The organism is Neobacillus sp. Fa239 (assembly GCF_055395235.1).
On the sequence record NZ_AP041611.1, the window covers coordinates 3,769,180 to 3,782,897 of the forward strand.

Below are 13,718 nucleotides of genomic sequence, written 5' to 3' on the forward strand. Positions count from 1 at the left end.
TCCCATCAGGGTCAACCTCTTTTTTCATGATTATTTTTTCCGGTCATAAATCTTAAATTCATAGTCGTAAGGATTTTTTTCATTTTTCAATCCTTTTTGAGAGGAAATAAGCTCCCATTCTGAAAGATTGAATTCAGGAAAATACGTATCTCCCGCAAATTCCTCATGAATTTCGGTGATATATAAACGGTCGGCAAACGGGAAGGTTTCCTTAAAGATCTCAGCTCCACCGATGACAAAGATTTCTTCATCGCGACTGCGGCAATCACCCACAAAATCTTCTATTGAGGTAAACACTGTACAGCCATCTGTTTGATAATGCGGCTGACGGGTGATGACGATATTTTCCCTGCCAGGTAGGACCCTGCCTATGGACTCGTGGGTTTTACGGCCCATTGCAATCGGGTGTCCCATGGTGACTCTTTTAAAGTATTTTAAATCCTCGGGTAAATGCCAAGGCAATTGATTTTCTCTGCCTATGACTCTTTTGTCATCCATCGCAACGAGAAAGGATATCATACACTGACCACTCCTTTAATATGTGGATGTGGATCATAGCCTTCTAATGAAAAATCCTCATACTTAAATGAAAAGATATCTTTTACCGTAGGATTGATTCTTAATTGCGGCAGCGGGCGCGGTTCCCGTTCCATTTGCATGTTAATCTGCTCCAAATGATTTTGATAAATATGAACATCGCCAAATGTATGGATAAACTCTCCTGGTGCTAGATCGCATACTTGGGCAATCATGTATGTAAGCAATGCATAAGATGCGATGTTGAACGGTACGCCTAAAAACACATCGGCTGAGCGCTGGTAAAGCTGGCAGGATAGCTTTCCTTCCGCCACATAAAATTGAAACATGCAATGACATGGAGGCAGTGCCATTTGATCAATCTCTGCCACATTCCACGCATTGACTAACAGTCTTCTTGAATTAGGGTTGGTTTTGATTTGATCAATTAATTCACTAATTTGATCGACCGTTTTTCCGTCGGCCCCTGTCCAGGAGCGCCATTGATGTCCATAAACCGGACCCAACTCCCCATTTTCATCGGCCCATTCGTTCCAGATCCTGACACCGTTGTCCTGCAGGTATTGAATGTTTGTATCACCCTTTAAAAACCAGAGCAGTTCATGGATAATCGATTTTAAATGAAGCTTCTTGGTAGTTAATAGAGGAAAGCCCTCTTCTAGATTAAATCTCATTTGATAGCCAAATGTACTGATAGTTCCCGTGCCTGTCCGGTCTCCCTTTACTGTACCGTTATCTAGGACATGCTTGCAAAGTTCTATATATTGCTTCAAATTCGTCACTCCAATCATGACATTTATTTTATCATTATCAAAATCGGATGAAAAGAAAAAAAGATGTCCCAGGGCAAAGATTTTGACCCCCAAACACAATATATAGCTAAACTTTCAGAAAATATCGCTGTATATTGAGTTTTTATCGAGGTCGTACCTTTATGGGACATCCTATATTGATCTTAAACTTCCAAGCCAAAGTTACGGCAAAGGGCAGCTAGTCCACCAGCAAAGCCGCTGCCAACGGCATTAAATTTCCACTCGCCGTTATGGCGGTAGAGCTCGCAGATCACAACTGCTGTTTCGACAGAGAAATCCTCGCCGAGGTCAAATCTAAGGATTTCCTGATCTGTTTCTTCATTTAGAACACGAACGAATGCATTGGAAACTTGTCCGAAGTTTTGATTTCTCGCTTCAGCATCGTGAATGGTAACGGTAATCGCAATGCGGTGGATATGCGCTGGAACCTTGCTGAAGTCAATCTTAATTTGTTCATCATCACCATCGCCTTCACCGGTGCGGTTATCCCCTGTATGCTCGACACAACCAGATGGATGAATTAAATTATTATAAAATACAAAGTCTAAATCCTCGACGACCTTGCCGTTTGCATCAGCCAAAAAGGCCGATGCATCAAGGTCAAAATCATGCCCGCCACTGTAGCGGTTTGTATCCCAGCCTAATCCGACAATGGCTTTTGTTAAACCTGGATTGGTCTTTGTTAAATCAATTCGTTGTCCTTTTGCTAAATTGATTCCCATGATAACACCTCATCATCACATAGTTATAAATTGAGCTATTCTCCAATTGGAGTGGCTTATCCGACAGTTGGAGCCGCTCATCCGACAGTTGGACCCGTTCATCCGACAGTTGGAGCCGCTTATCCGACAGTTGGACCCGTTCATCCGACAGTTGGAGCCGCTCATCCGACAGTTAAAACCACTAATTAGTTATAAGTACGCACAACTTCCCCTAGGCTTCCAGCGTTTGTGCCATTGCCAACGGCGGCAAATTTCCATTCGGTGCCGTGGCGATAAATTTCGCCGGCAACTAGGCATGTGTTACCGCTGTAATTGTCGGTCAAGCTGTAGTGCAGCAATTCCTGATTGCTGTTTGGATTGACGATCCGAATGAAGGCGTTTTTGATCATGCCGAAATGTTGTTTTCTTTTTACGGCGTCATAAATATTCACGATAAACACGAGCTTTTGAATGGTGGCTGGAACTTTGCTTAAATCGACGAGGATTTGTTCATCATCGCCGTCGCCGTCACCCGTTAAGTTGTCACCGGAATGCTGGACGCTGCCGTCCCTGCTTTTTAAGTTTCCGAAATAGACTACATCATTATTGTTTTGCAGCTTGTCGTTTGCCCCAAGCATAATGACAGACGCGTCACAATCGACGTTTGCAGAAGATCCGCCACCGCCAAATAAGGAACCTAAGAAACCGCCGCCAGTGCTCCCAGCCGGGTCCCATCCTAAGCCGACCATAATTTTTGATAATCCGGGATTGGTTTTCGTTAAATCGACTCGTTGCCCTTTTTGTAAATTAATAGCCAATTCAATCACCTCATTAGATTAGTTAATATTTTAAGCAATTTATTATTGCTGTTTCATCTTTTTGAAGTTTTCCTGCAGCTGTTCTAAGCGTTTTGTTCCTTCTGCGCGGAGGCGTTTGTTTTCTTCTTCGATGTCTTTTGTTTCCTGCATGCCTTTTATGATGATATTCCAGGATTCTTCAATGGTTTCGATTTTGATGCTTGGTCCACCGGCTAGCCTTGCAATTTCCGTGCTCTGCTGGGAAATGTTTTGGGCATTTTTCAAGAGCATTTCATTGGTCCGGCGATCAAGCTCGCTCATGGAATCGGCCACTAGTTTTTGCCGTTTCGCGGCGACTGCCTGAATTAAACCATTTTTAAAGATTGGGATGGTAGTGACGAAGGCTGAATTGATTTTCCCGATCAGCTTCGTATTCCCCCGCTGTAATAAACGAATTTGCGGTGCTGTCTGCAATGATACCATTTTCGCCATTTCTAAGTCATATATGCGCTGTTCTAAAAGCTCGATGGCATTTTTCAATGAATCAAGCTGCATATTGGCAAGCTGGTCACCAGCCGCGGCGCGCGATTCCAGTTGTGGCAGCTGATTGTTTTTTAAATCCTCCGCCTTCAGTTCACCGGCGACAATGTATTTTTCTAAGGTCAAATAGTATTGATAATTCTGCTCATACATTTGCTCGAGCATATTGGTGGCATCCACCATCTCACGCTGGTATTTGGAAATCTCGACATAGACCTTATCAATTTCCTGGCCCATCGTCTGGTATTTTCCAAATAATTTTTCAACCATTTTTTCGCCCTTTTGGAAGAGCTTCCCGAAAAATCCGGGAGATGTCTTTTGAAAGTCTTTCGCATCAAACTTATCCATGATTCGGCCAAGATGCTTTAACAGTTCGCCGGAATCTTCAACCTTTGTTGTTCGCATATTGCCTAAAATTTGATCCGAAAATCGGGAAATTTGCACGGCAGGTTCTTTCCCGAACTCCAAAATCTGAATCTGGTCCCGCTCATCTATCGACCGTGCCAAATTCTGTACTTCCGTTTCTTTGCGCAACGCCAGCTTTACATCCGATATTTTTGTTTCTGTCAGAGTATCATTTGTATCATCGGCCATTAAGGATTGTGATGGATTATTCGGTAGATTCACTCTTTAATCTCCCCTTAAATTTTTTAAGATTCCTTGAAAAAGAACTTTTTTCAGAATGGACGGCTCTTTATATTCTAATTCAAATACGACCTCATCAAGCCAATGTGTATCAAAAAGACTGGAATCCAGATAATTTTCGACATCATTGTGGCCCGGCGGATTATAGATGATGATATCAATTCCGAAATAATTCAACAGCAAGAGGACTGCTGCATCGGACCTCGAAAGCATTCCTGTTAATTCATTATTGTAAATAATGATTTTCGGAATCTGCTGAGAGTAATCAAATTTCTCCAACAGTTGAATAAGGCTTTTCGGCATGAACATGGCCTGGCTGAATAGAAATATTTTTACTTCTTCTTCACTTTCACCAGGTAAGGGCTTTAAATAAGGTTTTTCACAAACCCTTCTCACAGCATTGGCAATCCCTTTTTGCAAACCCGTTGGTAAGAAAGAATAGGGCCAATAGTGGGATTGCATCATTTTTTCAACGCTTAACAGCCCATCACGGCCAAGGGCATTTCGGTAATGAAATTGAAAATTACTTGTGCTTGGGATCGTAAAGGGCAGCTGGCGAAGAAGCTGACAGTTCTCCAATTCGGACAATGCCTGCATGCGCTCCCAATACTCTTTTCGATTCTTGCTGACACCGTGGATCTTGGCAAAAATAGCCGGGATTTTCACCTGTCCATTTCCAACCTCAAAATCCGGCCGAATCATTGCCGGTTCCTTGCATAGGATAAATAACTCATCATACGTTGTTTTCAACGTCATGGCTGAAGGCGTGTAATCCCGTAGCTGCCATGGTTTATAAAGGCCTGAGCCTTCGTGGTTCAGGATGGTTTCAATTTCTCGTGATGCCCTGTATGCAACCGTTGTTTTCCGATTTCTTTTTTCTTTTGGAAACGGCTCGGGTTCCTGCACGCCTTGGAAGCGGTGGGTGAATATGTCCTCCCGACTCATACCGGCCAGTACATCCTTCCCTTCAGGATGAAAAAGAACAATATCACAACCAAGCTTGATTAAATAAAATAAAAAGTATTGGTGGCTCTTTTTAACATCTCCATACCATAAAAACTTGGGCATTTCCTTTTCCGGGTCCGCTTTTTCCAACAGCGGCTGTAAATGGTTAAATGACCATTTGACGAGGTCGACCAGAACACGTCTTAATTCTTGATTCGCTAAGCCACCGGCTTCCTGTTTGGCAAAGTGTTCAAGTGCAGCAATCATCGCTTCTCTAATTTTTCGATGAAGAGCCGGAACCGCCGATTTCAGCAATAGCTGCTCACCATCAAGAAATGCTGTGAAACGGTTAATCGACAGCTTTTGTTCATGATGAATATTGATTACTTTTTGAATCGATTGAAAGTGATTATTATTGATCGTTTTATTTAGGGAATCCTCGCTTAATAAATGTAAATTCGTCTCTGTGGAATTCACATAATCAAATAGATCATTATAATATTCGTCAATGTCTATCGGTACTCCGAGGAATTTCCCAAGCACCTGCCCAATGTGAAGGATACCATTTTCCAATGAAAATTCCGGCCGCTCCTTTAAAGATGTTTTCAGTAGACCCAGCCAATTTTCATATGAAAGGGATACTTGATGGACGTGCAAATGGTTATATGATGGGTACATTTCATAATCCCTTCCTCTAAAAGCGAAAGTAATTCGTATAGAAAATTATGTAAGGTTTCTCTACCATCATATCACAGTTCCGAAAATCGTTCATTTGTAATTATATTTGCAGTCAAAAAAAGTTTCCCATTCGGTATCCTCTTCATCTTTCACCATTTTCCATGTCCTTACATATGATTGAGTACTCACAGTAAGAAGGTGGCTCAATTGAGATTTCTAATAAAACGACCGAAGATGGAACATGTTCGTGAAGAATTAGATACCGTGATGGAAGTCATGTGTTCAGACCAGCTGATTGTCATGGATTTATTTTGGTTATGCCTCATTTTCACGGTTCTTTTATCATCCCTGTTGCATTCCGTGACAATATCCATTCTCTTTTTTGCAGGCAGTTTTTTATTGTTTACTAGTCTCTATTTTTTAATTTTTAAAAGATGGTTTAAATAATGGTTTAGATAAAAGATTCAGCATTTGCTGTACGATTTCTTCTCCAGCAAGAACTCCCTTATTTTTTGATAAATTCATTTCGGCTGTCATCTTTTTCCTAGCGAGCTCCCCGTGATTTGGGACAAATCGGTATTGACATTTTTGGAGAAAATCCCAGTCCAGAACGGAGTCTCCAGCACCTGCCATTGCCGCTAATCCTTCCCTCTGGCAAATATAATCAAGGGCTTTCCCTTTGCTAATAGCCTTCGGAATGAAGTAGAGTTTTCTCCCCTGCAAGGAAATACTCCAACCATATTTCGCGGCGGTCTCCCTGATCGCGGTTTGCTCCCTATCAGAAGGAAAAGCGTTTAAAATGTAATAGAAAAACAGATTTTCTGCCGATTTCCGTTGTCCTTCAACATGTAAGCCTTCCCTTAGCAGGATCGGGAGCAGTTCGTCAAACGGAACGGTTTCCAGTTTAATAGAGGTTTTAATCTGTTCCCGCCATTCAGCTATGAATTTCCCTTTATATAAAATATTGGCGCCATTTGCCGTAATGGCATAGGTTAATGGAATTTCCTTTTCAAAAATGAAAAAACGCTTAAATTGTTCTGTTGTCCTAGTGGTTACGGGTACGAATAGACATTGCCGACTAAGCTCTTGTAAGGATGAATAGGCTGCTTCCGTTACAAAAGCAGCCCAGTGATCATCCTTTATTTCAACTGGTTTTAATTTGGTCCCTTTGGGCAGGCCAAGTTCCTCAATCGCCCTTATCGAGTAAAACAGGGTGCGGTCCAGGTCGGATGCAATGATCATTTCAACGGCTCCTTCACCGACTTGATCAGCCCGCAGCAGGCGTAATTCAGGTTTGGATAGGGGATGACTTCGACACCCTTCTCCTCTGCCAGCATGAGAATATGCTTCACATATGGACTTTTTTTATCACGCATGAGGATCTTCCACGGAACCCTTCGCAGTAATACCCTGGTTGTCTCCCCAACACCGGGTTTTATGTAGTGTGTACTCATGATGGCAAATTCCTCTTGAATCCTCAAAACATCTTTCATACCTAAAAAGTGAGCATCACTCTTTTCCGTTCTTCTTTGTTCCGCCATCTTTGCGGCATGCATCGAGATGTTCGCAAATTCTCCGGCAATGATGTCAATGTACTGGTTCGAAACGTCCATTGGCAGCAAATCCTGATAAAATTTGGCCCCGTGGAAATCTTCTTTGCCAATATATTTATCATTCAACACTGTCCTGCTGACGAGACCGGAAACAGTCGAATTTAAGCAGGCACTGGGAATTAAAAAGTCCTCTCTCGTTCCAAAAAGGGTGCTGCAATGGCCGGGATCAGCAAGGACCGCAAGCGTATCGTCCAATTGAATTCCGCCGTTTTTCTGGAAATCTCTACAGGCCTTTGTTAATTCTATCGAAATGGCCCCTTTCCCTGTCCAGCCATCGACAAATTGAATTCTTCCTTTAGGATGTTCGCCGAGAATATATTGAATGGCATTCACATCTATTCCTCTGTCACGAATAATCGAAATGCTGTAATGGGGCAGTGAAACGCCGTAACGCCATTTTATGTATCTTTTTATTAAGACACCAACCGGTGTTCCGGCCCGTGCCAGCGATACTAAAACAGTTTGATTTCCTTTTAAGGCATAAATTTGTTCGGCAACAATCCCGACACAGAAAGCCACCTTCTGCTTATAGTCTGATAGGGTCTGCCAAAATAAATCAACATACGCTTTAGTCGGCTGATATTCAATCGGAAGCGATTCACTATAATGCTCGCCGGACTGGATGCCGTATTCGCGATTCGCGGCAGTATCCTCAAGCTTGATTCCACCTAAATCCTTCAGCAAAAAAAGCACATCATCCATATGATAGGAGCCGATTTTTGCTGGTTGATTGATCAATTTTTCCATTGCTTTCACCTCTATTATTCTGAAAAAAAGACGAGCTTAATGGATTGGAGCTGTAATTTCTCAAATTCCATCAGTAATGGGGTAAGATATTCCGGCTCTACCTTTCGTTCAAAAAAGATAATCATTTCATCATAAAATCCTGGAGGGATATTATAGACAAAATGGGTGACTTCAGGTTCTTCAGGATTTGGAAATATGATTCCGTAACGAGCGCCGTACCCTTCTCCATTTACAATATGGATTGGGCTCCTTGTCGTAGATTGATAGGAGACATCTTCCCCCAGTTCCGCGGCAAGCCGCATCGGAATGTACATAAATTCCCCTGTTCCAAGACAAAGTGTTTTTTTACCTGACCTTTTTTCGCGGAGAAAGGCGGCTGCAGCGGATATTTTTTGCTGAAAGGCTGACTGAGTCCCACTATTAATGCCAAAACGACCGGTTTCTTGTATAAAAGGAAAGTCTGAATTTGAAAAAAAGGAAGAAAGCTGCACCATTTCAATTAAAGGTTTTCCTATTTTGTTCATTTCATTTTTTGCTAGTTTTTCTGTTATTTCATGAATCTGCTTGACCTTGACATCACCCGAAATTAAGCTGACAGCATGAATGGTAATGCCCAGCTTTTCCTCAAGGGCATTAAACTTTTGGATATTCTCTTTAGAGCGCCAATCTAAAATCGACACCACCGTATAAACTTGTCTCGGAAATTGTTCATGGATGGATTGGATCATATTTAAAGCTGATTTACCGGTCGTCATTTCATCATCCACCAGAATGATTTCACGATTGTTTTGAATCAGTTCCTTCGGGATATACAAGCGATGGGATGTGGCATGGGAATGCTCTTCCTCGAAGGTGATTTCCGGCCTTCTGCTGGAAATTACTTCCCTCGTTGTATGAAAATAATCAGCAGACGTAAAACAATCAAAAAACGCATGACCCAGAGCCGTTGCCGTTTCGGCAAAGCCGAAGATCAGCGGGTGAACGCTTGGTGGAATAAAAGCCGTATTTCTGAACGGTTGATTCTTTTCAAAAGAAGACAGTAGTCTTTCTTTTTCCTGACAGGTTATTCCTTTGACCGTTTCCGCGTATTGCATGGCTAAAAGTGCAGACGTGAGCAACCCTTTATGGGGATTGATGGGTATATGCTTTCCAAGGACTTTGCTCACAAATAAGAAGGAACGTTTTTTGTTGATCCTTGCTGCCATTGTAAATAAATCCTCAATCGATAAATGAAATGGATTCTTTGTAATATCAATTTGTGTTTCAATTGCGTCAAGAATCTTAAACGTATACTTCTTTTTTAATAAGGTCGATGTTTGTAATTTTTGCATGAAGCACCCCGTAAAGCTGTGATTTTAATAGGATTTTTTCGGCCCAAAACGAATGAGGCTTTATTTCATTCATTTTATTGGCGAATTCACTTTTCATGACACCATTTTCACCTTTGGCTGCCTCTAAAATCCTGCTGGCATCTGAATATTCTTCGAAGCTTACCGCATTCATCGCCTGCACCACATTAATATGGGAAGGATGAATGATTGTTTTTCCGGTCAAACCATTGGCAATGTCCATCATGACCTCGCGGAAAAGACCATCCAAATGTTGGTCCAGTAATTCAGCCCTCCATTTTTTACCCTCAGGACCATACCGTTCGAGGAAAGGAGTTTTCCTTAACTGAGGCTTCAAAATCCTATTCCTTGCAGAAAAATATTCCCAGACTGGCCCGGAAATGACATACGAACAGTCCTGTCTTTGAAAAACATTGATAATATCGGCGATACAATCCCTTATGACGGCAATATCATACACAGTTGTATCAACGCTTCTGCGGATCCCGTATAGCCCACTAAAATCCGTTGCCCCAATGCGGATATTGAGGATATTGTCACGAAATTGATCGACGACTTCTTTAATCTTTAACAATTCTTCCATTCTCGTTTCTTTATGAATAACCCTTGGTGTTTCGAGAATGGGCATCGCATAAAAGGGGTGCTCATTCGTATGTATCTGCCGGACTTCCTGTAGCAGCTCCAAACCTGACTCCGCTGCGAACTTTGGTAAGACAACGCCGGTTAATAACCGAATCGCATCGCCAAGCTGCTCATTCAGGGATTTAAATTGCTCAAGACTGCGAATTCGGATGAACATAAGCGGCAAATCATTATCACTTAAGAAATGATGATCCATCTCCCTGGATAACTTAAAGATTTCCTCGATGAGTCTTGATTCAGCCCTTTCCACTTCCCGGTCCCCGACCGCATCCTCTAAATCAATCACAAGCGATGTTAATCCTTCACGCTTTAATGACAGGATGTCCAGATGAATATGGGGCCGTGTCGCCGGCATATAGAGAGTTGCCCCAAGCGCATAGGACAGTAGCTTTTGATCAGATTGTTTATTAAAATACTGTGGTACTTTAGCAAAAAAGTGTTCCATTTCATCATCATAAAAATTTGAGAAAAATTTCATTATTCTTACTCCTTTTTGAGATAAAAAAGAAGGGAAACGGACTTTCGCCAGCTCCCCAAACCATATTTTCTGCTTTTTATGAACCGTTTTCGCGGCTGACTTCTTTTTTCTTGTTAATAAAATGAACAATAAACGTTGCCCCAAAGGTAAACAGTAAGATGATAAAGAAATAAAGAGGCTCCAGCTCATAGTGGAAGAACACGCCTGCGAACATCTTGATTGAGATAATCAGAATAAGAATATAAGCAGTGGTTTCAAGCTCAGGTATGCGGTCAATTAACGTTAAAAATACCCCTGCTACTCCCCGCATCATGAGAACTCCAAGCATACCGCCGATTAAAAGGACCCAAACTTCGTTGCTGACACCAAAAGCAGCCAGAACGCTATCTACAGAAAAGGCTATGTCCATTAATTCAACGGCTGCTACCGTTCCCCAAAAGGTTCCGAATAAACGGATGAGAAGACCGCCTTGGTTCATTCCTTCTGCTTCTTCTTCCCCGTCATCGGATTCTTTTCTCTTATCGATAAAATATTTAATTGATAACCATGCAAGATAAGCCGCGCCAACCGCTTTTACCCACCAGATTTCTATTAAGTACACACCTAATCCGATTGCAACGAAGCGGAAGGCGTAAGCCCCTAACAAACCATAAAAAAGCGCCTTTTTTCGCTTTTCCTTTGGTAAGTGTTTCACCATAACAGCCAAAACAAGGGCGTTATCGGCGGAAAGTAAGCCTTCCATGATAATCAGTGTACCAATCAATCCCCAGCTGACAGGGCTTGTTAAAACTGTCCCCCACATATGCCAATCAAAAAATTGCGAATATGTGTGCAGGATTCCACTCAGAACAGACATTTAAAAAATTCCTCCTATAAGAAAAACAGAAGCGCCTGCCATTGGGCGCTTTCCCTGTTATCTAAATTCTCGTTGTTTATCCTACCTGTAAGCCAAAATCTCTTGCCAGTGCAGCTAAACCTCCCTGGTAGCCAGAGCCGATTGCACTAAATTTCCATTCACCATTGTGACGATACAGTTCACCCACGACAAGTGCCGTTTCAATGGAGAAATCTTCTCCCAAGTCATAACGGATCAATTCTTCCCCCGAAGCCTCATTGAAAATGCGGGCATAAGCATTGGAAACCTGACCGAAGTTTTGGTTTCTGCTTTCAGCATCATGAATCGTAATGGTAAAGGCAATCCGTTGAACCTGAGCAGGAATCGATGTTAGATTAATTTTTATCTGCTCATCATCACCGTCACCTGCACCTGTGCGGTTATCTCCAGTATGTACGACAGCGCCATTTGCGCCTTGCGGATTGTTATAGAAAACAAAATCAGATTCAGTTGTTACCTTGCCATTTTCACCTAAAAGGAAAACAGATGAATCTAAATCGAAGTCGTTTCCGCCATCATATTTATTCGTATCCCATCCCAATCCGACAACAACATTTGTTAAACCTGGATTCGATTTGGTTAAATCTACTTTTTGTCCTTTAGATAAACTAACTGCCATTTTTCATTCCTCCATTTTAGGTAATAGTCTATTTACGAGTGTTCCATAAAAAGGTTTCATCTATTATAATAAAATTTTTTCATATCATTTAGCAAATTCTTACTTTTACGTCATCCATTTTGGGGGGGTATCCTTTGCCCAAAATATGGAGCCCAGCTGATGATGGCTTTGGAAGTCATCATGGTAGGTATGGTAATGGAAGTTAAACCAATGTCCTGCTTGGGGCGGATTATCTCTTCTGACATGGAAGCGAAGGATATCTTTATTTGTTATGCTGTCTTTAATATGAAAGATTTTTTCTGAATGACCGCCGCTCGGCTGTTCGGTAATGGAGAGATTTTTTAAATCCTCTTCCGGAAATTGAGCAGCCGTTTCCCCAATGGCTTTTTCAATATTGGGCAAAATGATTGTCCGGAATTCATTTTCTATTACCGGTTTTATTTTTGTGCCAAATTTTTGATAGGATTGATTCTCTGCTTGTTTCAGAATATCATTTATAAATTGCTCTCTATCAAAATCCGATTCTTCAACGATATTAGCTTTTTGGACATAGCTGCCTGGTGTAGATGCCGCTTGATTGGAAGGCTTCTCTGCATTGACGTTATTCATCAATTGTGCTGGGGTCACAAGGCCAAAGGTTAAAATTGACACCATCACAACAAATGATTTACGTATCCATTTTTTCATAATCTCTCCCCTTTCTATGTTGGAAGGGCTCTTTCTTAAAAGTAATTATATCTCTTTTTTAATAAAAATGGAAAAATAAGTTTACTATTTTTAAGTTTAGACTGCCATTCTTAAGAAAAACTTAAAAGCACCTTTCAATATTAAGCTGCATTTGAGATATGTTAAGCTACATATTGACGTTGTGGGGTCTGACCCTTTGTTTTTGGGAAATCCTCTTCTATTTTTCTATGTAGCCGAAATGGAATTTGGCTGATTTACGACGATTGACGTAGAATCCATATTTTTCAAAGCGGCTGCTTCTAAAATGGTCCTTTAACACGACTCTTTTTTTGGCAATTCTGAGAGCTTCTTCTATCGTCTCTTCATCTAAATCATGATAAATGGCAAATTGACCGAGTGACTTGATCCCATCTGATTCCAGAATCTTCTCTTCAAACATGGGATCAAAATATACGCAGTCAATGGAGGAAGAGGGGAGTGTTTGAAGGTATTCGAGAGATAATGTTTGAATAATACGGATCCTTCTCATGGCCGCATTCATTTCAAGGTCTCCTGAATCCCAGGTATGAAGTCCTTCACTGACTACATAAGCCAAATATTTATGCCCCTCAATCCCTGTTACCCTCCCATCTGTTCCTACGACAAAGCTTGCCACAATCGCATCAGATGCGAGGCCAAGTGTGCAATCCAGTAGAGACATTCCGCTCGATAATTGGGCCGCTTCCACAAAGGGGTCATGTTCACGGTTTAATAGCCTTTTGATTCGAAACATTGCGGAATTGGGGTGAAAGAAGAAAGGCTGCGGGCTATTCTGTTCGAATAATTCAAGCCGTTCTTTTCCGACAACTAAGCAGCTGCTTTCAACATCCTGCTGGATCTGCTGAATAGATTTTTTTCTCCTTGGGATATAGGGGATTTCCAGTTTCATTGCTGTATCCATTGCGATTTTTATCATCTCTTCGTTCGTGCGGCCAGCTGTCGTGACAAACATTTTATCCCTCATTTATGTAAGTTTAAAAAAGAAAAGGACGTC

Annotated in this window: 16 protein-coding genes; 2 read left to right on the forward strand and 14 right to left on the reverse strand. The window is 41.6% G+C overall.

Translation table 11 applies throughout. The annotated features are described in order from the left end of the window. Positions 1 to 30: 30 nt before the first annotated feature. The 3 genes from ACZ5XR_RS18440 to ACZ5XR_RS18450 all read right to left on the reverse strand — a co-directional run bounded on the left by ACZ5XR_RS18440 (position 31) and on the right by ACZ5XR_RS18450 (position 2,071). Positions 31 to 519 (reverse strand): dihydrofolate reductase, encoded by a 489-nt coding sequence (locus ACZ5XR_RS18440; protein ID WP_464497779.1) that lies wholly within the window; start codon positions 517 to 519, stop codon positions 31 to 33. Further along, positions 516 to 1,310 (reverse strand): thymidylate synthase, encoded by a 795-nt coding sequence (locus ACZ5XR_RS18445; protein ID WP_464497780.1) that lies wholly within the window; start codon positions 1,308 to 1,310, stop codon positions 516 to 518. The genes ACZ5XR_RS18440 and ACZ5XR_RS18445 overlap by 4 nt, the downstream gene beginning before the upstream one ends. Positions 1,311 to 1,492: 182 nt before the next feature. Continuing rightward, positions 1,493 to 2,071, reverse strand: a complete 579-nt coding sequence (locus ACZ5XR_RS18450; RefSeq protein WP_464497781.1) for a TerD family protein — start codon at positions 2,069 to 2,071, stop codon at positions 1,493 to 1,495. Positions 2,072 to 2,101: 30 nt separating this feature from the next. On the opposite strand from ACZ5XR_RS18450, the gene ACZ5XR_RS18455 reads away from it, so the two are divergent. Then, on the forward strand, positions 2,102 to 2,260 hold the full coding sequence (locus ACZ5XR_RS18455) for a hypothetical protein (RefSeq protein ID WP_464497783.1): 159 nt from the start codon (positions 2,102 to 2,104) through the stop codon (positions 2,258 to 2,260). Here ACZ5XR_RS18455 and ACZ5XR_RS18460 read toward each other — a convergent pair. Genes ACZ5XR_RS18460 through ACZ5XR_RS18470 form a run of 3 tightly spaced genes read right to left on the reverse strand, consistent with a single transcriptional unit; the run spans position 2,257 to position 5,655 of the window. Beyond that, positions 2,257 to 2,868: a TerD family protein gene (locus ACZ5XR_RS18460; protein WP_464497784.1), complete on the reverse strand. Its 612-nt coding sequence runs from the start codon at positions 2,866 to 2,868 to the stop codon at positions 2,257 to 2,259. The two genes, ACZ5XR_RS18455 and ACZ5XR_RS18460, sit on opposite strands and share 4 nt — an antisense overlap. A gap of 42 nt (positions 2,869 to 2,910) precedes the next feature. Further along, the gene (locus ACZ5XR_RS18465; RefSeq protein ID WP_464502369.1) at positions 2,911 to 3,981 is read right to left on the reverse strand and encodes a toxic anion resistance protein; all 1,071 of its coding nucleotides are present in this window, start codon (positions 3,979 to 3,981) and stop codon (positions 2,911 to 2,913) included. A 36-nt stretch (positions 3,982 to 4,017) separates the two neighbouring features. Next, a complete protein-coding gene (locus tag ACZ5XR_RS18470) occupies positions 4,018 to 5,655 on the reverse strand; it encodes a YceG family protein (RefSeq protein ID WP_464497786.1) in 1,638 nt (545 codons plus the stop codon). Between the two features lie 207 nt (positions 5,656 to 5,862). Between ACZ5XR_RS18470 and ACZ5XR_RS18475 the strand changes: the two genes are divergently transcribed. Next, a complete protein-coding gene (locus tag ACZ5XR_RS18475; protein ID WP_464497787.1) occupies positions 5,863 to 6,102 on the forward strand; it encodes a hypothetical protein in 240 nt (79 codons plus the stop codon). Here the strand turns inward: ACZ5XR_RS18475 and ACZ5XR_RS18480 are convergent. From ACZ5XR_RS18480 to ACZ5XR_RS18515, 8 genes are all read right to left on the reverse strand, one after another. Beyond that, positions 6,076 to 6,897, reverse strand: a complete 822-nt coding sequence (locus ACZ5XR_RS18480; RefSeq protein ID WP_464497788.1) for an HAD family hydrolase — start codon at positions 6,895 to 6,897, stop codon at positions 6,076 to 6,078. The two genes, ACZ5XR_RS18475 and ACZ5XR_RS18480, sit on opposite strands and share 27 nt — an antisense overlap. After that, entirely contained in the window at positions 6,894 to 8,015 is a 1,122-nt protein-coding gene (locus ACZ5XR_RS18485) for a cysteine protease StiP family protein (protein ID WP_464497789.1), read from the reverse strand. The genes ACZ5XR_RS18480 and ACZ5XR_RS18485 overlap by 4 nt, the downstream gene beginning before the upstream one ends. A 14-nt stretch (positions 8,016 to 8,029) precedes the next feature. After that, complete coding sequence (locus ACZ5XR_RS18490) at positions 8,030 to 9,346, reverse strand: phosphoribosyltransferase family protein (RefSeq protein ID WP_464497790.1); 1,317 nt, start codon at positions 9,344 to 9,346, stop codon at positions 8,030 to 8,032. Continuing rightward, positions 9,297 to 10,484 (reverse strand): HpcH/HpaI aldolase/citrate lyase family protein, encoded by a 1,188-nt coding sequence (locus ACZ5XR_RS18495; RefSeq protein ID WP_464497791.1) that lies wholly within the window; start codon positions 10,482 to 10,484, stop codon positions 9,297 to 9,299. Before ACZ5XR_RS18495 ends, ACZ5XR_RS18490 begins: the two co-directional genes overlap by 50 nt. Positions 10,485 to 10,560: 76 nt before the next feature. Continuing rightward, positions 10,561 to 11,340 (reverse strand): TerC family protein, encoded by a 780-nt coding sequence (locus ACZ5XR_RS18500; protein ID WP_464497792.1) that lies wholly within the window; start codon positions 11,338 to 11,340, stop codon positions 10,561 to 10,563. A gap of 76 nt (positions 11,341 to 11,416) precedes the next feature. After that, positions 11,417 to 11,998: a TerD family protein gene (locus ACZ5XR_RS18505; RefSeq protein WP_464497793.1), complete on the reverse strand. Its 582-nt coding sequence runs from the start codon at positions 11,996 to 11,998 to the stop codon at positions 11,417 to 11,419. A gap of 105 nt (positions 11,999 to 12,103) precedes the next feature. Then, positions 12,104 to 12,685 carry a YpjP family protein gene (locus ACZ5XR_RS18510; RefSeq protein ID WP_464497795.1) on the reverse strand — a complete coding sequence of 194 codons (582 nt, stop codon included), beginning with the start codon at positions 12,683 to 12,685 and terminating at the stop codon, positions 12,104 to 12,106. A gap of 217 nt (positions 12,686 to 12,902) precedes the next feature. After that, positions 12,903 to 13,676: a class I SAM-dependent methyltransferase gene (locus ACZ5XR_RS18515; RefSeq protein ID WP_464497796.1), complete on the reverse strand. Its 774-nt coding sequence runs from the start codon at positions 13,674 to 13,676 to the stop codon at positions 12,903 to 12,905. Between the last annotated feature and the right edge of the window lie 42 nt (positions 13,677 to 13,718).